The sequence below is a fragment of the Nocardioides sediminis genome (assembly GCF_003047295.1).
Taxonomy (GTDB): Bacteria; Actinomycetota; Actinomycetes; order Propionibacteriales; family Nocardioidaceae; genus Nocardioides; species Nocardioides sediminis.
The window spans coordinates 800,376-824,968 of the sequence record NZ_PZYZ01000001.1 but is presented as its reverse complement, the minus strand read 5'-3'; the positions used below and the strand labels follow the sequence as shown (position 1 = coordinate 824,968).

Genomic DNA, 24,593 nt, shown 5'->3' with positions numbered 1-24,593 from the left:
ACTCGGCGCCCCTCCGGGGTCAGGCTCGCTCGAGCACCCAGGCGGCCTGGTCGCCGCGCGAGGTCGCGTTGAGCTGGGTGGCGCGTTCGGCCCACGCCGTGATCTCGGCGGGGCTGAACACCGAGGCCTTCTCGTCGACCATGTGGGAGTGGGGGGACATGAGGGGTACGCCGCGGCGCACCTGCTCGCTCGCCCAGAACTGCGCCGAGAACGAGTCGTCGCGGACCGACACCACCCTCAGGCCGACCCGGTCGGCGACGGCCTCGACGCCGGCGCGCGAGGGGACGGCGAGGTGGCGTGGCGCGTCGAGCCCGTAGTAGTCGGTGCCGTAGAGCTCGTAGGCCTCGCCCGACACGGTGGGCATCCGGGTCAGGATCCGACCGCCGGGCGCCAGCTTGTCGAGCGCGAGGGACAGGCTCGCGGCGGGGTCCGGGACATGCTCGAGACTGTGGTGGAACATCACCAGGTCGAAGGTGCCCTCGACGTCCGCGAGCTCGCGACGCAGCACCCGAGCACCGTTGTCGAAGACGCGGTCGGTCGGGGCGAACGGGTCGATGCCCACCGGCTCCCGCACGCCGGCCAGCGCGAGGGCGTAGACCATCAGGCCCGATCCGCACCCGACGTCCAGCACCCGTGTCGACCGGCCTCGAGGCATGCCGGCGACGGCGATGCCCTCGAGCACCGTGACGTAGCTGTGGAACTGCCGCATCCGCACGACGCGCCGTGCCGTCGCCGCGACCCGGCCCGACCCGAACAGCACGGACCGGGCGACCGTGGAGGCGAGCTGACGCACCCCGGGACGTCCCAGCACGCGCTCGGGATCGAGGTCGACGGAGTAGTAGTCACCCGGGTAGTACGGGCCCAGGTCGTCGGGGACGTCGGGGAGCCAGACGGTGCCGCACGTCGCACAGGGGACGTAGGTGAACGTCTCGCCGGTGCCGTACATCATCTCGGTGACCCGCAGCGTCTCCTCTGCGCGCGCCCCGTCGCAGAACGGACAGGTGGGCTGCAGCGGCATGTGGCCTCCGACGGACGGGTGGAGCGGCAGGGACCGGGGCCCCTCGGGCACCGGGAGTCTAGGGGCACCCGCCCCCCGGCCGGTGGCCGTGCTCCGGTCCCTAGACTTCGACCTTTGAGTCCGCAGGCGGCACGGGGGCACGAGCACATGGTCGAGGTCGACGCACACGAGGTCGACGAGCCGGTCGGTGAACCGGACCGCGGGCGACCCCCGCGACGCTGGGCGGCGATCCTGGGGATCGCGATCCCCCTCGTGGTCTACGTCGTGGTCGTGCTCAGCGGCGCCACCCTCTCGTCCCTCGGGATCAGCGGGCTGCGTGAGGACCCGGCCGACCCGCTCGGCACGCAGTGGGGCCAGGCGAGGGAGATCCGGTCCGACGAGTACCTCACCCAGTCCTCGCAGGAGCTGGCCGTCCTCGCGACCGGCCACTCGACGCACTCACTGCTCGCCCGTGGGCCCGACATCACCTTCCAGCTCTCCTCGGGCCAGCTGGCCGAGTCCCTGCTGTTCGCGGAGTACAACCTCCTGCGACTCGGACCGGTGCTGCCCGACGAACAGCTGTTCTCGGCCGTGCGCAACTTCTCCCTGCTCCTGCTGGCGCTGACGCTCCCGCCACTGCTCCGCCGGTTCGGGGCGAGCACACCGACGGCCTGGCTCGCGTTCGCGCTGACCGTGCTCGCTCCGGTCACGCTCTGGTGGTCGCTGACCCCGGTCCGGCTGATCTCCCACGCGAGCGCCGGCTGCCTGTTCCTGCTGCTGGCCCACGAGCAGTGGCTGCGCGCCGCGGACAAGGGACGGACCGCACTGCGGCGCACGGGCGCCCTGGGCCTCGCGGCGGCCGGCGGCGTCCTGCTCGCGCGCTTCGGCACGTGCTACGTGCCGTGGTACATCACCATCGGCACTCCGCTCGTGGTCGCGACCGGCCTCTTCCTCGTGCGCGAGGCGCCGCGTCGTGCGGCGCTCGTCGTGCTCGGCACCGGGGCCGCGGCCGGGGTGGCGACACTGGGCGCGGCCTTCTGGCAGAACTGGCCCGCCGTGGAGGCGACCCTCAACACCCTCTACCCCGGCCAGCGTCGCGAGACCGGCGTGGTCGCCGAGGCGTGGGCGCTGTTCGGCACGCCCGGGCTCTACCAGCTGCAGGACGGCGCGCTCCCGTCGGTCCTCAACCAGCCCGAGATCACCTCGGCCTACACCCTGTGCGGCCTCTGGGCGCTGTGGCTGCTGCGCCGCGGCCTGCCCGGCGCGACCCCGAGCATGCGTGCCGCCTGCTGGGGGCTCGCTCTCACCACCGGCTTCTGGGCGCTGTGGTGCACCATCTCGTGGGGGTCGCTGGGGGCCCACATCCCCGGGGTCAACCTCGTACCGCCGGGGCGCGCGGCCCAGTCCGTCGGGTTCGGGTCGGCCATGCTGCTCGCCGTCGCCCTCGCGCGGGCGCCGCGCCAGGGCCGCATCATCGCGCTCGTGCCGGCCGCGATCTGCGCCGGCGTGACGCTCTACGGCCTGCGTGACCTCCAGGGGATCATGCCGTCGCTGCCGACGCTGGCGGTCGTCGTCGCCACCGTCACCGTGGCGGCCCTCGTGTGGCTGCTCACCGTGCACCCGCGCGGACTGCCCGTGGCTCTCGCCTGCCTCGTCCTGCTCTACCCCGTCGTCCGCGTCAACCCCGTCCTGATCGGTCTCGGCGACATGCGGGACAGCGAGTCCGCCGTGCTCGCCGCCGAGGTCGGCGACAGGGCCCGGGCCGCCGGCAAGTTCATCGCCACCGACACGACGACGACCTCCGCGCTCTTCGTCGCCAACGGTGCGCCGATGATCACCGGCTGGCAGATCAGCGGGCCCAACGAGGGACAGTGGCGCAAGCTCGATCCGACCGGCCAGTACGAGGGCGCCTGGAACCGCGGGGCGAGCTACCTCACGGTGGCGTTCCCCCCGGAGCGCGCCCCCGCACCCGTCGTCGTCTCGCCCTTCCCCGACGTGATCCAGGTGCAGGTCCACCCGTGCGAGTTCCCGGACTCGCTCCGCCTCGGCTGGATCGTCACGAGCGCCCGCCACCGCGGAGGCTGCCTGGAGCTCGAGCGCGAGCTCCGCTGGTCCGGACAGGTGCACTACCTCTACGCCGTCCGGGCGGGCGAGGGCCGGGACGCGGACGACCGGCAGCGGACCGGGCGGCGCTAGTGTCTGGACGCATGTCCGAGGAAGTCGGGTCGACCGCGGTCGACCGCATCGCCCTGCTCGAGTCCGAGCTGCTCCGCGCGCGCCGCGAGACCAAGTGGGTGCAGGGGGAGCTGGAGCACCAGGCCGAGGCGCTGCAGCGTGTACGACGTCAGCGGGCACGCCTGCGCGAGCAGTCCGAGTCCCTCGCCGCGGCCCTGGCTGCCGAGCTCTCCAGCTCCTACTGGCGCGCGGTCGAGACCGGCCGCGGACGCCTGCGCCGACGCGACCCGGAGGCGGACCTCGTGCGCGAGGTCGAGGCCAGCCCGCACTTCGACGCCGGCTGGTACCTGCGCCAGCACCAGGCCGCCATCGCCGGGCAGCGGCTCGCGCCCGCGCTGCACCACGTCCGTCACGCCAACGAGCGTCGGCTCGACCCGGGCGAGGACTTCAGCACCGCGCGCTACCTGCGCCGGCACCCCGAGGCGGGCGACAGCGGACTGCCCGCCCTCCTGCACGCGACGCGGCACGGGCTCCTCGATGACGGCCTCGTCCAGGTCGACGAGGCCGACGACTGATGCTCGACCTCGCTGAGTTCAGGAACCGCTGGTTGGCCTTCTGCGAACGGTTCCTCGTGGCGGAGGAGGGCGAACGCGCCCGACTCGTCGCGGAGGCGGTCGACACCGGGCTGCCCCCGGGCGTTCCGTCGGCGAGCTTCGACCCGACCACGTCCGAGAAGGCTGCACCGGCCGGCGCGGTCATCCGCGCTGCCGGACTGTTCGACGACCTCGGCTACCTCCTGCACAACCCCGACCTGCCGTGGGAGCTGTGCGGCCACCAGGAGGAGCTCGAGCACTTCGTGACGCGCGGGTGGAAGGAGCTGAGGCACCCCAACGCGGAGTTCGACATGTGGCACTACTGGTGCGAGCACCTGGACCCGACGCGCGAGGACGTCAATCCCGTCGTGCACTTCGCGGTCGAGGGCCGTCGCGCCGGACTCACCACGTTGCCCCGGCTGGAGACGTTGCCGCCGCCCGAGCCGCCCGGCCCCGGCTACGCACCGCGTCGCATCTGCCTCTTCGCGGCCTACGACGGCGACGGGATCATCGACGACACGGTGGTCACCTACCTGACCGACCTGAGCCGGTTCGCCGACGTCTACTACCTGGCCGACTGCGAGCTGTCGCCCGGCGAGCTGGACAAGGTCGCGCACTGCACGAAGGGCGCCTGGGCGATCCGGCACGGCCGCTACGACTTCGGCTCCTACTCCATGCTCGCCAAGGACCTCGTCGGCTGGGACGTCATCGACACGTACGACGAGCTGATGCTGGCCAACGACTCGTGCTTCCTGGTGCAGCCGCTCGACCAGGTGTTCGCGAAGATGGACGCCACCACCTGCGACTGGTGGGGCCTGCAGGCGACCTACGACGACTTCGACGACCGTGCGTTCGACCGCCTGGGCCGCCGGCTCGGCCTCGACGAGGTCGGCGAGCAGATGCGGCGGCTCTCGCTGTGGCGATACTCCGACTTCCTGCACGTCGGGTCCTACTTCCTGAGCTATCGCCGCCGGGTCCACACCGACCCCCGCTTCCGCAGACGCCTCGACGAGGTGGCTGCGCAGTCGGAGAAGGTCACGATCATCCTCAAGTACGAGATCGGCTTCTCGCGGCTGCTGCTCCTGGCCGGGTTCACGCTGGCGACGTACGTCGACGGGATCCTCGCCTACCACCCCGTCTACCGGGCGTCCGCGTTCGACCTGATGGCCGAGGGCTTTCCGCTGCTGAAGCGCCAGCTGATCACCGAGAACCCGTTCGAGACGCCCGACCTGCACCGCTGGAAGGAGCGCGTGCTCGCCGTCGCGCCGGCGGCCGACGTGGAGGCCATGGACCGGTGCCTGCGCCGCACGGCGCCGCCGTGGAGCCTGGTGCGGAGCTTCGGCTTCCGGACCCGCCGCGACGGCACGGTCCAGCCCCCGGGGCACGTCGGGCCCGCGGAGTTCGCGGACGAGGACAAGTGGGTGCCCAAGCACCAGCACTGGTGGATCTTCCCGGTCGATCCCCGCACGGGCGTCCTGTCCGGGGCCGTGCGCGCGGTGTTCGAGGAGGTCCGGGACGACCCGACGATCAAGAAGATCGTGCTGCTCGGCTCGCGTGGCCTCAAGGTCGGCGGGGAGAACGTGGCCATCGTGCCCGGCGAGAGCACCGCGGGGCAGATGTACGGCCTGCGGGCCGGGACCATCTTCTGCACCGTCAGCCCCCGGGCCGACGTCAACCATCCCCTGGGACGTCGTCACCACAGGTTCGTGGACCTCGGCCGGACCACCGGCCTGCCTCCCGCCGTCGTGGCGCTGGGCGGGCACGGGGCGAACGGTGACCGCCCCCTGCCGGACGCCCGGTTCGATGCACGGCTGGTCCGTGCCGCGCTCACCGCGTCGGACGCCGCCACCGACGCCGCGCTGGCCCACTTCCCCGACCTGGAGGCCGATGGCCTGTGGAACGACGGCTCGCCTCGCATCGACCTCCTGGTGCGACCCGAGCCCGCGCTCTCCCCGGAGCTGCGCAAGGACCTGAGCGCGCTCCGCGACCTGGTGGCCGGACGCCGGCTGGTGCTGGTCTCACCGGACCGGAGTGGCGGGGTCGACCTCCCCGCGCTCGCCGCGTGGGCGCAGGACCACCGAGACGAGGTCGCGGTCGCGGTGCTCGCGACGGACGGATCCAGGCCCCGCGTACCCGCGCCCCTGCTGGACCTGCTGGACGAGAGGTGGCTGGAGAGCCGCGTCGGACTACGCGTGCCGCCCGTCGTCGAGATGGTGTGGCGCCTGACCGACGTGCTCGTCTCCGGGGCCACGGCCGACCTGGCCGACTTCGCGACCACGGGCCGCCCCGCCGTGGCCACCGCCGCAGCGACGGCCACGGGCTTCCCGTTCGAGGTCGCGGCCGGCACCTCCGAGCTGCTGGCGGCGATCGAGTCAGCCCTGTCCGGAGAGGTCGACGACGACCGGCTCGCGTGGGGTCGGTCGCTGCACAGCCGTTCCGACGGCGCCGCTGCCGCCCGGCTGGTCGACCGTCTCAAGAGGACCTATCTCCCCTGGGACGAGTGGTTGCGGGAGGACGCCGGGCTCAGCGCCGGGTGAGGCGACGCAGGCCGTGGACGAACCTGCGAGCGGCGGCACCGTCGAGCGGCGCAGCCTGGGACGGCGTCGAGATCGCAGAGCGCGGGAAACCGGTCCCGGCCAGGTTCGTGAGCGCCTCGAGAAGGCCGTCGGCGTCGGCGACCGGGATCGGCCGGAGCCAGCCCTCGTCGGGGAGCGCGGCCTCCACGTGTGCGCCGACGTCGTGGCCTGTCACCCGCAGCACCGGGACCCCGGTCACCAGGGCGTCCAGGGCGAGCGGGTCACCGCCGTCGGTCACCACCGCCGAGGCCACGCGCAGCACGGGCACCGGAGAAGCCAGGGTGCGGTCGGAGAGCGACAGCACGCACGGCAGCCCGGCGTCGAGCAGCGCCCGTGTCCACCCGTCGGGCCGGTCCACGCGCGGCTCACGGACGCCGACGACGACGTCGTGCTCCTCTGCCCACTCGGCGAGCCGCATCGGGAGCGCCCGCACGGCGCCGTTCGCCCACCACACCACCAGGGGACGACCGGCCAACGACTGGCGAAGACGGTGCTCGGCCGCCTGCAGGTCGCGAGGAAGATCCTCCGAGGCGATCACGAGGTGGTCGTGGCGCGGCAGCCCGGTCGGCCAGAAGCGCCCCAACGGGAGGTCGCGGACCAGTGCGGCCCTGACCAGGGCCTCCCCCGGCGAGGACACGGCCATCGCGTCGAGCTTCGACCAGTCCGCGTCCGGCCGCGGCGGCGGAGGCAGTGCGGGGACACCGGTGCCGACGTGGGCGAACCTGTGCCGGGAGCGCGGGAACGAGAAGGGATAGCTCAGGATTGGGGCGTCATCGGTCAGCATCAGGCCGCATCGCACCATCGCCGCCTGGCCGTCGGGGGTGTCGACGGGCACCACGGTCACGCGCTCGCCCGCGAGAGCCTCGACATCGGCGAGCGGCCGTCCGCGTGTGAGGACCACCTTGTGCAGGCTCGGGTCCTCGCGCACCTCTTCCAGGACAGCTCGCAGGCCGGGGTCGAGACGTCCCGAGGGCGAGACCGGGAATGCCCACCAGTGCCCGAAGCTGGGCGTCTCCCGGTCCAGACGGCGCAACCCGTAGCCCTGCGTCGCCCGCAGGGGGATGTGTCGACGACCGTCGTCGCCCAGCCGCGCGCCGTACGCCTCTCGCAGCACGCCCGGTTCCGTCACCCGCTCGAGGTGGGCCCGCATGGCGGCGAAGGGCGCCTCGGGCACCCATGGTCGAAGACGCTCCTCCCACTGCTCGAGACCGGGGACGTGTCGCGGGTTCTCGCCGAGGAAGTTGCGCTTCACCAAGGGGAAGCCTTGCTGCACGATCTCGAAGAAGTGTCGGCCGTAGAGCGGGTGGAACGCCCACAGGTCCGGCAGGAACGTGTCGAAGTCGAAGCCCGCGCCGATCAGGTAGCGGCTGATCCCCACCTCGTACTTGTGGATGACCAGGCGCTTCTCCCGCTGGCGGGTGACCGTGTCGAGACGCCAGCGGAAGCCGGGGTCGTCGAGGACCGGGCGGCGGTAGACCACGAAGTACGAGCTCAGGTGCAGGTGGCGGTCGTCCTGCCAGTGCCGCGTGCCGGTGAAGCGTCGCTTCGCCTCGGCGAGCGGGATCGGCGCGTCGTCGGAGGAGTACGACTCGTCGTGCTCCATCGACGACGCCTGGAGGCTCCACCAGTCGCAGGCACGGGCGTCCATGCGGGCGAAGACCTCGTCGAGCGGCCGCAGGAGGTAGCAGCTGTCGTTGGCCAGGATGACCTCGTCGTAGTCGGCCAGCCGCTCCCACCCGACGAGGTCCCGCGCAAGCAGGGAGAACGAGCCGAAGTCGTAGGCGCCGTGCGGGATGCTCCAAGCGCCCGCGGCGATGCCGTCCAGCCGGGCGAGCTCGCCCGGGTCGAGGACCCCGTCTGCGAGGTAGAAGACGTCGGCGTGGCGGGCCAGGTCGGCGAGGTAGGCGACGACCGTGTCGTCGACGAGCCCGTCCTTGTCGTGCGCGGCGAAGAGCGCGGCCCGACGGGGCGTGCCCGCGAGACGGGCCGGGGCCTTGGGCGGGGCCGGTTCGGGCAGCGGCTCGAGGCCGTCGTGTCGACCGCGGAGGAGGTAGTGGAGCAGCGGGTTGACGGAGTCGTCGGTGGGGTCGAGGTGCTCGACCCAGTAGGTCCACAGGTCGAACCGCAGGCTCGGCGCACGCAGGCTGCGCCAGCCCTCGTCGACGAAGTGTCGGACGGGGTCGGTGCCGCGCCGCAGGCGGTGCCGGACCGTGTACTCGTCGCTGTCCAGGAAACCGCTCGCCGCTACGACGGCCCGCGCGCACGCAGCCTGGACGGCGTCGGGTGGCGGCGGCGGGTCGGCGTCACCGATCTCCGGGAGTCCCTCGGCGAGCGCCTGCTCGACCATCGCCCGTGCCTCGTCCAGGTCGCGACGCGTGGTGGCGCGCCAGCGGCGCACGAAGCGGAACCAGCGACGCTGGAAGTCGGACACCTCTCCCCGGCGCGCCTCGAGCACGGCCTCCATGTCAGCGCGGGCCGGGAGGGTAGGAGTCCGCCCCCACCGACTCGGCGGTGAGCAGGAAGTGCACCAGGGGGTTGATGCGCTGCTCGACGGCCTCGGGGTGGTCGATGAGGTACTGCCGCACGTCGAACCGCTCGCTCGGGTGCCGCACGGGGAAGTAGGGGTGACGGACGAAGTGCAGCGCCGGGTCCTCCCCCAGCTCGACGACGTCGGGGTAGGTCCGCAGGTACCACGCCGGGTCCCACATCGAGGACCCGCGCAGCATCTCCAGCTGGGCCTCCTCGTCGCGGGTCGGCGGCTTCTGCCGGGACTTCATCAGGACGCCCCCGCGGCCCCGGCCGGCGGCGTCGATGCGCACGCGCTCGGCCAACGCCTCGGACAGGGACCGGGCGGCCCGCTCCGCGGCGTCCCGCGCGGCGACCAGCTTGGCCTCGCGCTCGGCCACCCCCTCCTGCAGGACGCGCAGCTCGGCGAGCTCGGCCCGCGCGTCGGCCAGCTCCGCCTCGAGCGTCGACACGTCGGGCTGGGGCCGTTGCACAGTCACGGCGCGACCCTATCGTTCCGTCTCCCCCGTACCGTGGAGGTCCCGAGCCGAGGAGCCCGCCGTGACGTTTGAGCTCGTACGCCGCCCCGCCGCGGCCCTCGCTGGCCTCGTCGTCGTGCTCGCGCTGGCCGGGTGCTCCGGCGGGTCGGCGGAGCCGGAGTCCTCCCCGGCCTCGTCGGACGTGGTGCCGGAGTCGGACTCCTCCGCCGACTCGGAGTCCGCGTCGCCGTCGCCCACGGAGTCGGCGTCTGGGTCCCCCTCGGACTCGCCTGCCGAGTCGCCCACAGCAGAGCCCACCCGGCCGCCGCACCCGATCTCGATGGCCGCCCTGTCAGCGGCCGACCACGACGGCGACCGGCTCCGGCTGGGTGCGGTGCGCGAGCGCACGGCGGCGTACACGTCGTACGACGTGACCTATCGCGTCACGACGCGCGACGGCACCGGCCCTCGGCGTTTCACCATCAGCGGGGTGCTCAACGTGCCGACGGGACGCGGCCCCTTCCCGGCGGTGGTGCTGGCGCACGGCTACATCGACCCGCTGTACTACGTGCGCGGCCAGGGCATGACCCGCGAGCGCGGAGTGTTCGCCAGTCGCGGGTACGTCGCGCTGCACGTCGACTACCGCGGGCACGCCGAGTCGACCGACGACCCCCGCTCGGACCGCGACCTGCGGCTCGGCTACTCCGCGGACGTGATCGCCGCGGTCAAGGCCCTGCGCGCGGCACGTGACGTGCCGGTCGACGACGACCGGGTGGCGCTGATGGGGCGCTCGATGGGCGGCGGCGTCGTGATGAAGGCGCTGGTCGCCGAGCCCGGCCTCGTGCAGGCCGCCTCCCTGTGGGCGTCGGTGTCGTCGCTGGAGGGCGAGAACTTCGACCAGTTCATCCGTCCCGACGGCGATTCCCGCCGCGACGCGATCGTGCGGGCCCACGGACTCCCCGAGCAGCGGCCGGACTTCTGGCGGGCGGCGTCCGCACGGCCCTACTTCGACGAGATCACCGAGCCGGTGCTCGCGGTCCACGGCCGCTTCGACGACACCTGCCCGCCGCGGTGGGCGCTGGCGACCCAGCGGGCGATGCAGCGGGCCGGGGTCGACAGCACGCTCGCCTGGTACGACGACGGCCACGCCTTCGGCCCCGCCTTCCTCGCCGCGATGGACCGGACCATCAGCTACTTCGACCAGCAGCTGGGCGTCCGCCGCGGTTGAGTGTGGGTTCGCCCCTGCCGTGCAGCGACGAGCGCAGCGAATCCGGCCGCTGGTTGAGCAGCGACGAGCGCAGCGAGGAGCGTGTCGAAATCAAGGTCGTCCACAACCACCGCACGACCACTGGCGCCCAGCAAGCGTGCGGTTCGACCATGGACCGATGGCCTGGACCTACATCCTCGAGTGTGCCGACGCCTCGTACTACGTCGGCAGCACGGTCGACCTGGAACGGCGGGTGTCCCAGCACGACCTCGGCGAGGGCGCGGCGTACACCCGGCGTCGACTCCCCGTCAGGCTCGTCTGGGCCGCTCAGTTCGCCAGGGTCGACGATGCCTGCGCGTTCGAGAAGCAGGTGCAGGGATGGCGCCGCGACAAGCGCATCGCCCTCATCGAGGGGCGGTACGACGACCTGCCGGCGCTCGCCCTCAGGTACCGGCGCAGGCGAGGCGCCACGGGCGGGTGACCATCGACGCCCTTGGTTTCGACACGGCGCTGGCGCGCCTGCTCAACCAGCGGGTCCACCGCGGTTGAGTGTGGCTTCGGTGCCACCAGACGACACCGAACCCACAGTCAGACCCGCCGGACAACACGCCCAGGCGCCCTCCGGACCTCAGACGACGCTGAGGGGGAGCAGCTGGCGGCCGGTGGGGCCGATCTGGATCTCGGTGTTCATCTCCGGGCACACGCCGCAGTCGTAGCAGGGCGTCCAGCGGCAGTCCTCGACCTCGATGTCGGCGCCGTCGGCCGCGGCGAGCGCGTCCTCCCAGTCGGCCCACAGCCAGTCCTTGTCGAGGCCCGAGTCGAGGTGGTCCCAGGGCAGGACCTCGTCGTAGTCACGCTCGCGGGTGGTGTACCAGTCGACGTCGATGCCGGTGCCGGCGAGGCCGCGCTCGGTGGCGGCCATCCAGCGGTCGTAGGAGAAGTGCTCGCTCCAGCCGTCGAAGCGGCCGCCGTCGCGCCAGACCTCCTCGATGATCCGGCCGACGCGGCGGTCCCCGCGGGAGAGCAGTCCCTCGACGATGCCGGGCTTGCCGTCGTGGTAGCGGAAGCCGATGGCGCGGCCGAAGCGCTTGTCCTCGCGGACGGTGTCGCGCAGCTTCTTGAGGCGGGCGTCGGTGGTCTCGTGGTCGAGCTGGCCGGCCCACTGGAACGGCGTGTGCGGCTTGGGCACGAAGCCGCCGATGGAGACCGTGCAGCGGATGTCGTTGTGGCCGGCGACCTCGCGGCCCTTGGCGATGACCTTCTTGGCCAGCTCGGCGACCTGGAGGACGTCCTCGTCGGTCTCGGTGGGCAGCCCGACCATGAAGTAGAGCTTCACCTGGCGCCAGCCGTGGGAGTACGCCGCCGCGACCGTGCGGATCAGGTCCTCCTCGGTGACCATCTTGTTGATCACCTTGCGCATCCGCTCGGAGCCGCCCTCGGGCGCGAAGGTGAGGCCCGAGCGCCGCCCGTTGCGGGAGAACTCGTTGGCCAGGGTGATGTTGAAGGCGTCGACTCGCGTGGACGGGAGCGAGAGCGAGACGTTGGAGCCCTCGTAGCGGTCGGCCAGGCCCTTGGCGACCTCACCGATCTCGGTGTGGTCAGCGCTGGAGAGCGACAGCAGGCCGACCTCCTCGAAGCCGGACTTGCGGATGCCGTTCTCGACCATGTCGCCAATGGTCTCGATGGAGCGCTCGCGCACCGGCCGGGTGATCATGCCGGCCTGGCAGAAGCGGCAGCCGCGGGTGCAGCCGCGGAAGATCTCGACGCTGAAGCGCTCGTGGACCGTCTCGGCGAGCGGGACCAGCGGCTTGGCCGGGTAGGGCCAGGCGTCGAGGTCCATCAGCGTGTGCTTGCGGACCCGGAAGGGGATGCCGGGCTTGTTGGGAACGACGGCCTCGATGGTGCCGTCGGCGGCGTAGGCGACGTCGTAGAACTTCGGGACGTAGACGCCGCCACTGACCGCGAGGCGGCGCAGCAGCTCGTCGCGACCGCCGGGGCGGCCCTCGCCCTTCCACTCGCGGACGACCTCGGAGATCGCGAGCACGACCTCCTCGCCGTCGCCGAGGACGGCGGCGTCGATGAAGTCGGCGATCGGCTCGGGGTTGAACGCCGCGTGGCCGCCGGCCAGCACGATCGGCTCGTCGTCGCCACGGTCGGCGGCGTGCAGCGCGATGCCCGCGAGGTCGAGGGCGTTGAGCATGTTGGTGTAGCCGAGCTCGGTGGAGAACGAGAGACCGAGCACGTCGAAGGCGCGCACCGGGCGGTGACTGTCGACGGTGAACTGCGGGATCGAGTCCTCCCGCATGACGCGCTCCATGTCGGGCCACACGGCGTACGTGCGCTCGGCGACGATCCAGTCGCGCTCGTTGAGCACCTCGTAGAGGATCTGGACGCCCTGGTTGGGCAGGCCGACCTCGTAGGCGTCGGGGTACATCAGGGCCCAGCGGACCGTCTCGCCCCCGGCCTCGGACTCCGCGGCGCAGTCCCACGACTTGACCGTGGAGTTGAGCTCGCCGCCGACGTACTGGATGGGCTTCTGCACCGACGGGAGCCGGGACTCCAGGAGCGGGAAGACCGACGCCGGAGCGGTCGCGGACGTGGTGACGGGCACGTTGGGGAACACCTCACGCAGTGGGGGAAGGACCAGCCCACAAGGGTACGCCGCGCAGACCACTGCGCGAAAAGGGAACGGGGTGCGTGCAGACTTCTCCACGTGACGAGACGGGAGCAGCTGGTGCGCGCGCTGCTCGTGGTGCTCGTGCTCGGCGTGGTGGTCACCCTCGTCGTCGTCGACCGGCGTCGGGGCGACGACCTGCCCGCAGCTGTCGACCCCGGCGCGACGCCGAGGCCGACGCTCACCGTCGAGACCCGGGGACCCTCCGCCGAGCAGTCCGCCGACGAGCGCGCGGGCAGCGCCGGCAAGCCGGACAGACCGGGCAAGTCCCGCAAGCGGGACAGGAGCGTCCCGGAGGAGGTGCCGACTCCCCCGCCGGGCATCGAGGCGATCGCCTGCCGCAAGCTCCAGGGGTCGGTCGACGTGCGGGTGCTCTCGTTCAACACCCACCGCTCCTTCGGCGGCATCGCCACCGTGGCGTCGGAGATCCGCTCGCTCGACCCCGACGTCGTGCTGCTCCAGGAGGTCGACCGCTTCCACGGCCGCACGGGCGGCGTGGACCAGGCCGCCTACTTCGCCGAGGCGCTGGGCATGGAGGCCTCCTTCAGCCCCAACGTGGTGCAGGGCCGCGGTCAGTACGGCACGGCGATCCTGTCCCGCTTCCCGATCCTCGACTCCGGCCGCTTCGCGCTCCCCAACGGCGCCGGCGGCGAGCAGCGGGGCCTGCAGTGGGCCGGCCTGGACATCGGCGGACAGGAGGTGCGGGTCTACAACACCCACCTCCAGAACAAGATCGTGGGCCTGCGCGAGGCCCAGGCCCGGCACGTCGCCGGGATCCTGGCCGGCGAGGAGCAGCCCACCATCCTGGGCGGGGACATGAACGCCACGGCCAACACCCCCACCCTCGGTCCCCTGCTCGCCCGGCTGGTCGACGCCTGGGCGGTCGCGGGCTCGGGTCCCGAGGGCACCGGCCCCAACGGCTCGCGCATCGACTTCGTGATGGCCAGCCCCACGCTGGAGCCCCAGGGCGCCCAGGCACTGCGGTCGGCCGTCTCGGACCACGCCCGAGTGGTCGTCGACTACGTCGTCCCCGCCTCCACCGACTGCCCCACCCGCACCCGCCGGGGCTGAGTCTCCGCGGGGAGCCCGCTCAGCGGGAGACCAGCACCCGGTTGGTCGCGAGCAGCCTGGTCGGCAGCGCCGCCGAGGACCGCAGGTGGACGTTCTGGAGCAGCCCCAGCGCGAGCATGCCGGCGAACATCGACGAGCCGCCGTACGACACGAAGGGCAGCGGGACGCCGGTGACCGGCATGATGCCGAGGCACATCCCGACGTTCTGGAAGGCCTGGAAGCCGAACCAGCAGGCGATGCCGGCCGCCGCGACCCGGCCGAAGACGTCGTCGGTGTCCATCGCGATGGCCAGCGCCCGCCAGATGACGATGCCGAGCAGCGCGATCACCACACCGGCCCCGACGAGCCCGAGCTCCTCGCCGGCGACGGTGAAGATGAAGTCGGTGTGCTGCTCGGGGACGAACCCGGAGCGGGTCTGGGACCCCTCGAAGAGTCCCTGCCCGAAGAGCCCGCCGTTGCCGACCGCGATCCGCGCCTGCTCGGTGTTGTAGCCCGCACCCCGCGGGTCGAGCCCGGGGTTGGTGAACGCCATGAACCGGTCGACCTGGTAGTCCTTGAGGACGCCCGCCCACACGGCCACGGCTGCACCGGCGACGCCGGCGACCGTGAGGCCCACCAGCCATCGGCGTCCGGCGCCGGCCACGGCCAGCACGCCGAAGACGGTGGCCGCGAGCACGAGCATGGTGCCGAGGTCGGGCTGGAGGAGGATGAGGGCGGCCGGGACCGCGGCGATGAGCAGCATCCCGAGCACCTCGGGGGTCTTGACCCCGCGCCGCCAGCGTCCCTCGCTGCGCTCGGCGACCAGCAGCGCCATGCCGATCACGACCGCGAGCTTGGCGAACTCCGAGGGCTGGATCGACATCCCGCCGACCTGCAGCCACGACCGCGAGCCGTTGATGGTGCTGCCCGCCACGAGGACGCCGACCAGGCCCACGATCGAGCCGAGGTAGACCAGGGGCGCCAGGATCCGCACCCAGCGGTGGTCGGTGGCGAGCACCATGACCATGAGCACGACGCCGATGGCGACGTTGACCAGCTGCTTGCGCAGGTACGCCGTCGCGTCGCCGCCGGTGAGGTCGGCGCGCGTGGAGGTCGCCGACCACACGAGCAGGGTGCCGATGACGACGAGCCCCATGGCCGCGCCCATCAGCAGCCAGTCGAGGCCCGGGGCGCGCAGGGCCGGCCGACCGGCGGGTGCCCCCGCGGGCCTCACTTCTCGCCCCCCGCTCCGGGGACGGCGGGCGGCAGGATGGAGCCGTCCTCGAGGAAGGTCGGCAGGGTCCGGGGCGAGACGGTGCCGGGGATGGCCGCCTTCGCGGGGCGCACCTTCTCCCCCTCGATGCCGTAGAGCGTCTCCCAGATCTTGCGGATGCCGTCACCGGTCGATCCCGAGCCGGTGCCGCCCTGGCTGATCATCATCACCACGACGTAGTCCTCGGTGTAGGACGCGACCCAGCCGGTCGACTGCTTGCCGTAGACCTCGGCGGAGCCGGTCTTGGCCCGGACCGTGACGTCGTCGATCGGGAAGCCGCCCAGCTTCCAGGCCATCGTGCCGACGCGGCTGACGTTCTCCAGCGCGGCGTCGATGTAGTCGAGGTAGCGCCGCGGGACGTCGACCGTCCCGGCCTTCGTCGGCGCGATCCGGCGCAGCACCTCACCCGAGGGGCTCACCACGGCCTTGGCGACCGTCGGCTGCCACAGGGTGCCGCCGTTGGACAGCGCGGCGTAGGCCCGCGCCAGCTGGAGCGGGGTCACGATCGTGTCGCCCTGGCCGATGGCGAAGTTGACGGCGTCACCGGCGCGGTAGGCGTAGCCCTCGATGCAGAACTCGCGGGAGAACTTGTAGACGAAGTCGCTGGTCTCGGGCGTCTGCGGCTTGTCGGCGATCCCGCAGTAGTAGTCCTTCATCGACTCGTAGTAGTCGCGCTTCCAGGCGCGGTCCGCGATCCGGCCCGGGGCCTCCCCCGGTACGTCGATCCCGGTGCGGGAGCCGAAGCCGAAGGTCTTGGCCTCCTCGACCAGCGGGTCCTTGGCGTCGACGTCGGCGACGTCGGAGCCGAACTTCTGCCAGTAGTCGTAACCGATCCGGTAGAAGAAGGTGTTGCACGAGACCTCGAGCGCCTTGGCGAAGCCGATGTTGCCGTAGGCGCCCGACTCGTAGTTCTTGAAGACCCGGTTGCCGACCTGGAAGCCGCTGGAGCAGGGCAGCGTGGTCTGGGGCGAGTAGCCGTTCTGCAGCGCACCCGCGGTCATGAACGGCTTCCACGTCGAGCCCGGCGCGAACTGGCCCTGGGTGGCCCGCGACAGCAGAGGCGTGCCGGCCTCCTCGGAGTAGAGGCGCTCGAGCTCGCCGGTGCTGATGCCGCCGACCCAGACCCCGGGGTCGTACGTCGGCTGGCTGGCCATCGCGACGACCCGTCCGGTCTTCGCCTCGAGGACGACGGCGGCGCCCGAGTCGGCGGCGTACTTGCGGCCGGTCACGGGGTCGAGGGTGGCCCGCTGGGTCCTGATCCGCTCGGCGAGCTGCTTCTCCACGACGCTCTGCACCTTGGCGTCGATGGAGGTGACCAGGGTGTCGCCCGGCGTCGACTCCACCACGGAGTCGTCGCCGAGCACGCGGCCCATCGAGTCGACCGCGACCCGGCGGTAGCCGGGCAGGCCGCGGAGCCACTCGTCGTACTGCTTCTCCACGCCGGCGCGGCCGACCGCGGAGCCGCCGTTGAGGGACTGGTCGTCGGCCTGGGCCGCGGCGTCGTACTCCTCCTCGGTGATCGGGCTGAGGTAGCCGAGCACGTGCGCGAGGTTGATGCCGTAGGGCTGGGGGTAGGCGCGGACGCTCTGCTGCTCGGCGAGCACGCCGGGGTAGTCCTCGGGCTGCTCGAGCACCCTCAGCGCGACGTCCTTGGAGACGTCGGTGGCGACCGGGACCGGCTGGTACGGCGACCCGTTCCAGCAGGTGCCGCGGATGCTGCCCTCGTGGCCGCACGTCACCAGCCGCTGCTCGATCGTCTCGGCGTCCTCGCCCACCACGACCGACACGCGCCGCACCAGCTCGGTGCGCTGACGGTCGGTCATCTTGCCCATCAGGTTGCGGTCCATCGAGATGATCCACGAGGTGCGGTTGGCAACCAGCGGCCGGCCCTGGTTGTCGACGATGAGGCCGCGCTGCGGCTGCACGACGATGTCGCGCACCGACTGGTCGGCCGCCATCGCCTGGTAGTCGTCACCGCCGACGACCTGGAGGTAGTAGAGCCGCACGAAGAGCGTGGCGAACAGCGAGAACACCAGGGCCTGCACGACCACCAGTCGCAGGCGGCTGCGCCGCGAGCCGTCGACCCCACCCATCAGGCAGCCGCCAGTCGCGGGTCGAGCCGGCCGAAGAGCCGCATCAGCGGCGGCAGGACGAACGGGGTGAGCAGGACGTCCCAGACGACGGCGATGCCCACGACCCGGAGCAGCTCGCCCACCGACCAGGAGTCGCCGAGCAGCAGCCCGGTGAGCGCGAAGATCGAGGTGCCGACGAACGACGCGGCGGCGACCGTGGCCACGACGGCCACCGCGGTCGGGCGCACGTCCTGGCGGACGCGGACGGCCAGGAAGGCCACCACGGTGAGCGCCAGCGCCCAGCGGCCGGCCACGTGGTCGGCCGGCGGAGCCAGGTCGAGCGCGACCCCGGCCGCGAACCCCAGCAGCAGTGCGGAGGGCGCGTTGATGGTCAGCGCCGCGGCGACCACCACGAGCAGGCACAGGTTGGGCACGACGCCCTGCCAGGCCAGGTGCGGGAAGAGCGAGACCTGGAGCACCAGGGCGACGACGACGGCGACGAGCGCGATCGGCGCGCGGAAGCGGGTCACCTCAGCACCGCCTTCACCGCAGGGCTCCGTCCGCCTCGACCACCGCGCGGTCGCTCGTGGTGCCGGTCGGCACCATCACCCCGACCACGTCGAGGGCGGAGAAGTCGACGAACGGCCTGACGACGGCCCGCTGGGACGTCTCGAGCAGGCTGCTGTAGACCTCGGTGACCTCGCCGATCGGCACACCGGGCTGGTAGGGGCCGCCGCTGCTGCCCCAGGTGACGACCGTGTCGTGCTCGGCGGGGACGACGGCGTCGTCGACGAGCCGCAGGTCGAGCCCGCCGTCGTCGGCCAGCGACCCGCGGCCGTGCACGAAGCCGATCTCCATGCTGGAGCCGATCCGCCCGCCGACGATCGACTCGGTGTCGGTGACGAGCAGGACGGTGGCGGTCGAGCGGGTCACGCGCAGCACCCGGCCCACGAGGCCGTCGTTGTTGACGACCGTCATGTCCGGGCCGATCCCGGCCCGCGAGCCGGCGTCGATGGTGACGGTGTTGCTGAAGGACTGCGACGGGCCGAAGGCGACCACCCGGGCCGGGACCAGCGCCTGCCCGAGGTCCTGGGCGGCCTGGGTGAGACCGTCGTACTGCTCGAGGCGGTTGCGGTCGAAGCCGGCCGTCTCGACCTCGTTGCGCAGCGCGGAGTTCTCGGCCTCGAGCTCGCGGATCTCGTCGCCGAGGGCGCCCTGGCTGCGCAGCCAGGCCGGCACGGAGGTGAAGGGGCGCACCACCCCGGCGGTGACCGACTCCACGGGACCGAACGCCTCGCCGACGACCCGGCGGGCCGGCTCCATCGCCGAGTCGGTGCCGCCGTGGTAGTCGAGGGTGATCAGCGTGGCGCTGGCCAGGAGGAGCGCGACGAACAGCGACCGGGGCGGGCGGCTGCGCGCGTCGAGGCGGTCGATGCCTCGCCAGCGCCGCTCGCGGGTGTCGGCCATCAGTAGCGCCTCGGGTCGGAGACCAGCACCTGCTGGAGCGCCTCGAACTCCTCGACGCACTTGCCGGCGCCGTAGGCGACCGACGACAACGGGTCCTCGGCGACGTGGACGGGCATGCCGGTCTCGTGGCGCAGCCGCTCGTCGAGGCCGCGGAGCAGGGCGCCACCGCCGGTCAGCACGATGCCGCGGTCCATGATGTCGCCGGCCAGCTCCGGCGGGGTCTGGTCGAGCGTCCCGCGGACCGCGTCGATGATGTTGTGCAGCGGCTCCTCGAGCGCCTGGCGGACCTCGGCGCTGGAGACGACGACCGTGCGGGGCAGGCCCGAGACCATGTCGCGGCCGCGGATCTCGGCCTCCGGCTCGGTCGGCAGCGGGAAGGCCGAGCCGAGGGTCATCTTCATCTCCTCGGCGGTGCGCTCCCCGAGCATCAGGGAGTACTCCTTCTTCATCCAGGCGATGATCGACTGGTCGAGGTCGTCCCCGGCGGTGCGGACGCTCAGGCTGGTGACGATGCCGCCGAGGCTGATGACGGCGACCTCGGTGGTGCCGCCGCCGACGTCGACGACCATGTTGCCGGTGGCCTCGTGCACGGGCAGCCCGGCGCCGATCGCGGCCGCCATCGGCTCCTCGACGATGTAGACCTTGCGGGCACCCGCCTGGTAGCCGGCCTCCTTGACCGCACGCTGCTCGACGGCGGTGATCCCGCTGGGCACGCAGATGACCATCCGCGGCTTGGCGAAGTAGCGGCGCCGGTGCACCTGCTGGATGAAGTAGCGCAGCATCTGCTCGGTCGCCTCGAAGTCGGCGATGACGCCGTCCTTGAGCGGCCGGATGGCGGCGATGTTGTCGGGCGTGCGCCCGATCATCCGCTTGGCCTCGTGGCCGACCGCGAGCACCTCACCGGTCGTGGCGTTCATCGCCACGACCGACGGCTCGTCGAGCACCACGCCCTTGCCGCGGACGTAGACCAGCGTGTTGGCGGTGCCGAGGTCAACGGCCATGTCGCGGCCGATGAGACTGTGTGCCATGCGCTGCCTCTTGTGCCTGCGTGTCGAAACACTGCGTGTCGGGGAAGGGACCGGTCCCCTCGCCGGCCCACGCCCAAAGCGTAGGTAGCCCGACACCCCCTTCCGGGGAGGACACGCGGAGGCCGGCGCCGCCGTGCGGCGCCGACGTCGTCAGCGCGTCACAGGGCCGGGAACCAGATGCCGATCTCGCGGGCGGCGGACTCGGGCGAGTCGGAGCCGTGGACGATGTTCTGCTGGACCTTCTCGCCCCAGTCGCGGCCGAGGTCGCCCCGGATCGTGCCCGGCGCGGCGACGGTCGGGTCGGTGGCGCCGGCCAGCGAGCGGAAGCCCTCGATGCAGCGCTCGCCCTCGAGCACCATCGCGGCGACCGGGCCCGAGAGCATGAACTCCACGAGCGGCTCGTAGAACGGCTTGCCCTCGTGCTCGGCGTAGTGCTCGGCGAGCAGCTCGCGGGTGGCGGGCCGCAGCTCGAGGGCCACCAGCCGGTAGCCCTTCGCCTCGACGCGACGGACCACCTCACCGGTGAGGCCGCGGCGCACGCCGTCGGGCTTGACGAGGACCAGGGAACGCTCAGTCATGGGCCGGAGACTATCCGGCCCCGAGCGCCACCGCGCGCGCGGTCACGTCCGGGGGCACCTCTCCCCCGGCGTCGGGGTCGGGCACCGGCGTCCCGGCCACCCGGCGGAGCGGCACGTGACCGCCCCAGGTGCCGCCCGCGACGTCCGCGGGCTCGTCCCCGGGGCCGCCGGTGCGCTCCTTCATCGACGCCTCGTGGAGCGGTACGGCGACCACGGCGGTCGCCGCCAGCTCCTTGCGGGTGCTGGGGCGCAGGGTGGCGGACCGCCCCGGCACCATGTGGTCGACGATCAGGTCCAGCGCGTGCTGCCGCTCGGCCGGGTCGTCGACCAGCCGGGCCTCCCCGACCACCACCGCCGACCGGTAGTTCATCGAGTGGTGGAAGGCCGACCGCCCGGCGACGAGGCCGTCGAGCTCGGTGACGGTGACGCACACGGTCGCCGCGGGCGCGGCCCGCAGCCAGCCGGCGGCCACCGAGCCGTGCAGGTAGAGCGTGCCGTCGCGGTCGGGACCGTCCGGGTCCACGCCGAAGGCCGAGGGCAGCACCAGCGGGCGGTCGCCGACCTGCACCCCGACGTGGGCCACCAGCGCGTCGTCCAGCAGGACCATCAGGCGGGAGCGGTCGACGACGGCGCGGCGACGACCGCGGTTGGTGCGGGTCCGGGCGGTGGGCTCCAGCGGCGTGCTCATGGGAGGATCCTGCTCGACAGGTGGCCTGCACGCACCGGCCACATCGGGATGACTTCGACAGGCCACTTCTCGTGCTCCCCCTCACCCTCGACCGCGCGGACCCGCGCCCGCTGGGCCTCCAGCTCGCCGACCAGGTACGCCGCCTGGTCGTGGCCGGCACGCTGGCCCCCGGTGACCGGCTGCCCAGCACCCGCCGGCTCGCCGCCGACCTCGGCGTGGCCCGCTCGGTGGCCGAGCAGGCCTGGGACCAGCTCCGGGCCGAGGGCTGGATCGAGGGCCGCCAGGGGTCCGGCACCTGGGTCACGGGCGGGGCCGGGCCGGCGGCCGCCGCGGTCCCCCGGCGACCGGCGCCGACCACCGCCACCCCGCTCGTCCACCTCGACGCCGGCACCCCGTGGATCGACGGCCGGCACGCCGCCGCTTGGCGCCGCGCCTGGCGGGAGTTGTCCTCGGCGACCCCGCCGCGGGGCTACGACGACCCGCGCGGGCTGCCCGAGCTGCGGGTGCTGCTGGCCGAGCGCCTCGGCCGGACGCGCGGGCTGGCCGTGGACCCCGAGGACGTCGTGGTCACCGCGGGGACCACGGCCGGGCTGCGGCACCTGCTCGCGGTCCTGCCACGCGATCCCGTCGCGATCGAGGACCCGGGCTACCGGGCGGCGGTGCTCACCGTGGCGGAGACCGGCCGGGCCGTCCTGGACCTGCCGGCGCTCGAGCCGGTGACCGACCTGACCGCCGCGTGCGCGGCGTACGTCACGCCCGCCCACCAACACCCCCTGGGCCGGGTGATGCCCGCCGAGCACCGGCTCACCCTGCTCGCGACCGCACGGCGCGACGGCGCGGTGGTGGTGGAGGACGACTACGACTCGGAGTTCCGCTACGACGTGGCGCCGGTGCCGGCGCTGGCGTCCCTGGAACCCGACCTCGTGGCCTACCTCGGGACCGCCTCCAAGTCGGTCTCCCCGTCGCTGCGGCTCGGCTGGCTGGTCGCCCCACCGCACCTGCGTCCCGCCCTCGACGAGCACCGCCGGATCACCCACGACGCCCCGGCCTGGCCGGTCCAGCGCGCTTACCGGGCGCTGCTGCGCGACGGCTACGTCGACGCCGTCGTCCGGTCGGCCCGTCGGACCTACGCCGAGCGGGCGCCCCGCGTCGTCGCCGCCCTGTCGCCGTACGCCGAGCTGGCCGGCCCGGTCGCCGGGATGTACTCGACGTGGCTGCTCCCCCACGACCGTGCCCTCCGTGCCCGGCAGGACGCCGAGGACGCGGGCTTCCGCGTGACCCTGCTCGCCGACCACTGTCGCTCGGCGGACCTCTCCGGCCTGGTCGTCGGCTTCGGCGGACCGACCGACGAGCAGCTCGACGCCGGCCTTGCCGTGCTGGCCCGCTCGCTGGCCGGCTGACGCGTCCGGCCGACCCGCGGGAGCGGTGAGCTCGCGGTCAGTCCGGGTTCTCGGCGCGGTACGCCGCCCACGCGGCAGCGCGCTCGCGCTCGATCTTGCGACCGAGCAGGTCTGCGCCGGCCCACAGAGCGGCGAAGACCGCACCGAGACCGAACATCACCGGGATCACGAAGCCGAGGCCGATGGCCGCGACCTGCACGGCGTACCCGGCGAGGTAGGCCCACTCGGCCCGCAGCATCCCGGCGAGCAGCAGGCACACGACCGCCAGCCCGAGCCCGACGGCCAGCGCGGTCCCGGTGTCGACGTCCGCGATCGTGATCATCACCGGGGTCGTGAGCCCGAGCGTGATCGCCTCGAGGCAGAGCACCGCGGCGCACATGCCGCGACGGGGCGAGCGCTCGGTGTTGTGCGGTGCCGGGCCGCGGGACGCGGACGTGTCGCTCACGAGCGCGCCCGCCGCAACAGCATCGACCGCGCCTCGCCGACGGTGACGACCGAGCCGGTGACCAGCACCGCCCCGGAGCCCAGCGGATCGCCGAACGCCTCGCCGGCCTCGGCCAGCGTCGCCGCCCGCTCGATCGCGTCGGCCAGGTCGCGGACCACGGTCACCCGGTCCTCGCCGAAGATCTCGGTGGCGGCCATGCCCAGGGCCTCCGCGCTCATCGACCGCGAGGTGGAGTTCTGCGTGCAGACCAGGTGCTCGAGGTGGGGCTCGAAGGCCTCCAGCACCCCGACCGCGTCCTTGTCACTCATCACGCCCATCACGCCGATGAGCGGGGAGAAGGTGAACGAGTCCTCGAGCGCCGCCGCGGTGGCCGCGGCGCCGTGCGGGTTGTGCGCCGCGTCGAGCACGATGGTGGGGCTGCGCCGGACGATCTCCAGCCGGCCCGGGGACGTGGCCTCGGCGAAGGCCGCGCGCACCAGGTCCGCGTCAAGCGGCTCCTCGCCGGCGAAGGCCTCGACCGCCGCCAGCGCGACCACGGCGTTCTGCGCCTGGTGGGCGCCGTAGAGCGGCAGGAACACGTCGTCGTACCGGGCGCGGAGGCCCTGGAGGGCGAGCACCTGGCCGCCGACCGCCGGGACGCGGGAGACGACCCCGAACTCCATGCCCTCGCGCGCGACGGTGGCGCCGACCTCCGCCGCCCGCTCGATGAGCACGGCGGCCACGTCGGGCTCCTGCTGGGCGAGCACGGCGACCGAGCCGGGCTTGATGATGCCGGCCTTCTCGTGGGCGATGGCGATGGGCGAGTCCCCGAGGTACTTGGCGTGGTCGACCGAGACCGGCAGCACCACCGCGACGTCGGCGTCGACCACGTTGGTGGCGTCCCACGCCCCGCCCATGCCGACCTCGACGACCGCGACGTCCACGGGGGCGTCGGCGAACGCGGCGTACGCCATCCCGACGATCGTCTCGAAGAAGCTCAGCGGGTGCGGCTGGTCGGCGTCGACGAGGTGCGTGTAGGGCGCGACGTCGTTGAAGGCACGCACGAACTCCTCGTCGGTCAGCGCCTCCCCGTCGATGCTGATCCGCTCGCTCATCTTCTCCAGGTGCGGGCTGGTGAAGCGGCCGGTGCGCAGGTCGAGCGCACGCACGAGGCCCTCGATCATCCGGCTGGTCGACGTCTTGCCGTTGGTGCCGGTCAGGTGGATGGTCCGGAACGAGCGCTGCGGCTCGCCGAGGAGCTCGGTGAACGCCTCGATCCGGTCCAGGCTGGGTTCGAGCCGGGTCTCCGGCCAGCGGGACAGCAGGGCGTCCTCGACCTCGGCGAAGGTCTCGGCCGGGCGGGCGTCGGGGGAATACTCACTCATCTCGCGACGAGTCTAGGGGTGG

The 24,593-nt window shown here is 72.9% G+C and carries 20 protein-coding genes; 7 read left to right on the top strand and 13 right to left on the bottom strand.

From position 1 onward, the window contains the following. Positions 1 to 19 precede the first annotated feature (19 nt). Positions 20 to 1,018, bottom strand: a complete 999-nt coding sequence (locus DAI17_RS03985) for a class I SAM-dependent methyltransferase (RefSeq protein WP_107771543.1) — start codon at positions 1,016 to 1,018, stop codon at positions 20 to 22. Positions 1,019 to 1,132: 114 nt separating this feature from the next. Here DAI17_RS03985 and DAI17_RS03980 point away from each other — a divergent pair, with 114 nt between their 5' ends. The 3 genes from DAI17_RS03980 to DAI17_RS03970 are packed head-to-tail and all read left to right on the top strand — an operon-like array spanning position 1,133 to position 6,302. Then, a complete protein-coding gene (locus tag DAI17_RS03980) occupies positions 1,133 to 3,193 on the top strand; it encodes a DUF7657 domain-containing protein (RefSeq protein ID WP_159081343.1) in 2,061 nt (686 codons plus the stop codon). A gap of 11 nt (positions 3,194 to 3,204) precedes the next feature. Next, a complete protein-coding gene (locus DAI17_RS03975) occupies positions 3,205 to 3,747 on the top strand; it encodes a hypothetical protein (protein WP_107771541.1) in 543 nt (180 codons plus the stop codon). Continuing rightward, the gene (locus DAI17_RS03970) at positions 3,747 to 6,302 is read left to right on the top strand and encodes a rhamnan synthesis F family protein (protein WP_107771540.1); all 2,556 of its coding nucleotides are present in this window, start codon (positions 3,747 to 3,749) and stop codon (positions 6,300 to 6,302) included. The genes DAI17_RS03975 and DAI17_RS03970 overlap by 1 nt, the downstream gene beginning before the upstream one ends. On the opposite strand, the gene DAI17_RS03965 is transcribed toward DAI17_RS03970, so the two are convergent. Next, on the bottom strand, positions 6,289 to 8,796 hold the full coding sequence (locus tag DAI17_RS03965; protein ID WP_159081342.1) for a rhamnan synthesis F family protein: 2,508 nt from the start codon (positions 8,794 to 8,796) through the stop codon (positions 6,289 to 6,291). The genes DAI17_RS03970 and DAI17_RS03965 overlap by 14 nt on opposite strands. Before the next feature lie 10 nt (positions 8,797 to 8,806). Next, entirely contained in the window at positions 8,807 to 9,346 is a 540-nt protein-coding gene (locus DAI17_RS03960; RefSeq protein ID WP_159081341.1) for a hypothetical protein, read from the bottom strand. A gap of 61 nt (positions 9,347 to 9,407) precedes the next feature. Here DAI17_RS03960 and DAI17_RS03950 point away from each other — a divergent pair, with 61 nt between their 5' ends. Together DAI17_RS03950 and DAI17_RS03945 are read left to right on the top strand one after the other, a co-directional pair. Then, the gene (locus tag DAI17_RS03950) at positions 9,408 to 10,553 is read left to right on the top strand and encodes an alpha/beta hydrolase family protein (protein ID WP_234412165.1); all 1,146 of its coding nucleotides are present in this window, start codon (positions 9,408 to 9,410) and stop codon (positions 10,551 to 10,553) included. Between the two features lie 157 nt (positions 10,554 to 10,710). Beyond that, positions 10,711 to 11,013, top strand: a complete 303-nt coding sequence (locus DAI17_RS03945) for a GIY-YIG nuclease family protein (RefSeq protein WP_107771535.1) — start codon at positions 10,711 to 10,713, stop codon at positions 11,011 to 11,013. Between the two features lie 147 nt (positions 11,014 to 11,160). Here the strand turns inward: DAI17_RS03945 and DAI17_RS03940 are convergent, their stop codons facing one another. Next, positions 11,161 to 13,095, bottom strand: coding sequence for a TIGR03960 family B12-binding radical SAM protein (locus DAI17_RS03940; RefSeq protein ID WP_234412220.1), 1,935 nt, complete (start codon positions 13,093 to 13,095; stop codon positions 11,161 to 11,163). A 150-nt stretch (positions 13,096 to 13,245) separates the two neighbouring features. On the opposite strand from DAI17_RS03940, the gene DAI17_RS03935 reads away from it, so the two are divergent. Then, positions 13,246 to 14,277: an endonuclease/exonuclease/phosphatase family protein gene (locus tag DAI17_RS03935; protein WP_159081340.1), complete on the top strand. Its 1,032-nt coding sequence runs from the start codon at positions 13,246 to 13,248 to the stop codon at positions 14,275 to 14,277. Positions 14,278 to 14,296: 19 nt separating this feature from the next. On the opposite strand, the gene rodA is transcribed toward DAI17_RS03935, so the two are convergent. From rodA to DAI17_RS03900, 7 genes are all read right to left on the bottom strand, one after another. Continuing rightward, positions 14,297 to 15,490, bottom strand: coding sequence for a rod shape-determining protein RodA (gene rodA, locus DAI17_RS03930; RefSeq protein WP_234412163.1), 1,194 nt, complete (start codon positions 15,488 to 15,490; stop codon positions 14,297 to 14,299). Beyond that, positions 15,487 to 17,622 carry a penicillin-binding protein 2 gene (gene mrdA, locus DAI17_RS03925; RefSeq protein ID WP_107771534.1) on the bottom strand — a complete coding sequence of 712 codons (2,136 nt, stop codon included), beginning with the start codon at positions 17,620 to 17,622 and terminating at the stop codon, positions 15,487 to 15,489. Before mrdA ends, rodA begins: the two co-directional genes overlap by 4 nt. Beyond that, complete coding sequence (mreD, locus tag DAI17_RS03920) at positions 17,622 to 18,131, bottom strand: rod shape-determining protein MreD (protein ID WP_107771533.1); 510 nt, start codon at positions 18,129 to 18,131, stop codon at positions 17,622 to 17,624. The genes mrdA and mreD overlap by 1 nt, the downstream gene beginning before the upstream one ends. A gap of 13 nt (positions 18,132 to 18,144) precedes the next feature. Continuing rightward, entirely contained in the window at positions 18,145 to 19,068 is a 924-nt protein-coding gene (gene mreC, locus DAI17_RS03915; protein WP_107771532.1) for a rod shape-determining protein MreC, read from the bottom strand. Continuing rightward, the gene (locus DAI17_RS03910; protein ID WP_107771531.1) at positions 19,068 to 20,096 is read right to left on the bottom strand and encodes a rod shape-determining protein; all 1,029 of its coding nucleotides are present in this window, start codon (positions 20,094 to 20,096) and stop codon (positions 19,068 to 19,070) included. Before DAI17_RS03910 ends, mreC begins: the two co-directional genes overlap by 1 nt. A gap of 158 nt (positions 20,097 to 20,254) precedes the next feature. Beyond that, positions 20,255 to 20,674: a nucleoside-diphosphate kinase gene (gene ndk, locus DAI17_RS03905; protein ID WP_107771530.1), complete on the bottom strand. Its 420-nt coding sequence runs from the start codon at positions 20,672 to 20,674 to the stop codon at positions 20,255 to 20,257. 10 nt (positions 20,675 to 20,684) lie between these two features. Continuing rightward, positions 20,685 to 21,362: a pyridoxamine 5'-phosphate oxidase family protein gene (locus tag DAI17_RS03900; RefSeq protein WP_107771529.1), complete on the bottom strand. Its 678-nt coding sequence runs from the start codon at positions 21,360 to 21,362 to the stop codon at positions 20,685 to 20,687. 71 nt (positions 21,363 to 21,433) lie between these two features. Here DAI17_RS03900 and DAI17_RS03895 point away from each other — a divergent pair, with 71 nt between their 5' ends. Beyond that, positions 21,434 to 22,762: an aminotransferase-like domain-containing protein gene (locus tag DAI17_RS03895; RefSeq protein ID WP_107771528.1), complete on the top strand. Its 1,329-nt coding sequence runs from the start codon at positions 21,434 to 21,436 to the stop codon at positions 22,760 to 22,762. A gap of 37 nt (positions 22,763 to 22,799) precedes the next feature. Here the strand turns inward: DAI17_RS03895 and DAI17_RS03890 are convergent, their stop codons facing one another. Both DAI17_RS03890 and DAI17_RS03885 read right to left on the bottom strand, forming a co-directional pair. Continuing rightward, complete coding sequence (locus DAI17_RS03890; RefSeq protein ID WP_234412161.1) at positions 22,800 to 23,207, bottom strand: DUF4233 domain-containing protein; 408 nt, start codon at positions 23,205 to 23,207, stop codon at positions 22,800 to 22,802. Beyond that, positions 23,204 to 24,571, bottom strand: coding sequence for a bifunctional folylpolyglutamate synthase/dihydrofolate synthase (locus tag DAI17_RS03885; protein WP_107771527.1), 1,368 nt, complete (start codon positions 24,569 to 24,571; stop codon positions 23,204 to 23,206). Before DAI17_RS03885 ends, DAI17_RS03890 begins: the two co-directional genes overlap by 4 nt. Between the last annotated feature and the right edge of the window lie 22 nt (positions 24,572 to 24,593).

What these genes read in the sequence shown, in the direction of transcription:
- mrdA (WP_107771534.1), bottom strand. Translation starts at nt 17,622, where the DNA reads ATGGGTGGGGTCGACGGCTCGCGGCGCAGCCGCCTGCGACTGGTGGTC.
- DAI17_RS03945 (WP_107771535.1), top strand. Translation starts at nt 10,711, where the DNA reads ATGGCCTGGACCTACATCCTCGAGTGTGCCGACGCCTCGTACTACGTC.
- DAI17_RS03900 (WP_107771529.1), bottom strand. Translation starts at nt 21,362, where the DNA reads ATGAGCACGCCGCTGGAGCCCACCGCCCGGACCCGCACCAACCGCGGT.
- DAI17_RS03985 (WP_107771543.1), bottom strand. Translation starts at nt 1,018, where the DNA reads ATGCCGCTGCAGCCCACCTGTCCGTTCTGCGACGGGGCGCGCGCAGAG.
- DAI17_RS03885 (WP_107771527.1), bottom strand. Translation starts at nt 24,571, where the DNA reads ATGAGTGAGTATTCCCCCGACGCCCGCCCGGCCGAGACCTTCGCCGAG.
- mreC (WP_107771532.1), bottom strand. Translation starts at nt 19,068, where the DNA reads ATGGCCGACACCCGCGAGCGGCGCTGGCGAGGCATCGACCGCCTCGAC.
- DAI17_RS03910 (WP_107771531.1), bottom strand. Translation starts at nt 20,096, where the DNA reads ATGGCACACAGTCTCATCGGCCGCGACATGGCCGTTGACCTCGGCACC.
- DAI17_RS03975 (WP_107771541.1), top strand. Translation starts at nt 3,205, where the DNA reads ATGTCCGAGGAAGTCGGGTCGACCGCGGTCGACCGCATCGCCCTGCTC.
- DAI17_RS03970 (WP_107771540.1), top strand. Translation starts at nt 3,747, where the DNA reads ATGCTCGACCTCGCTGAGTTCAGGAACCGCTGGTTGGCCTTCTGCGAA.
- ndk (WP_107771530.1), bottom strand. Translation starts at nt 20,674, where the DNA reads ATGACTGAGCGTTCCCTGGTCCTCGTCAAGCCCGACGGCGTGCGCCGC.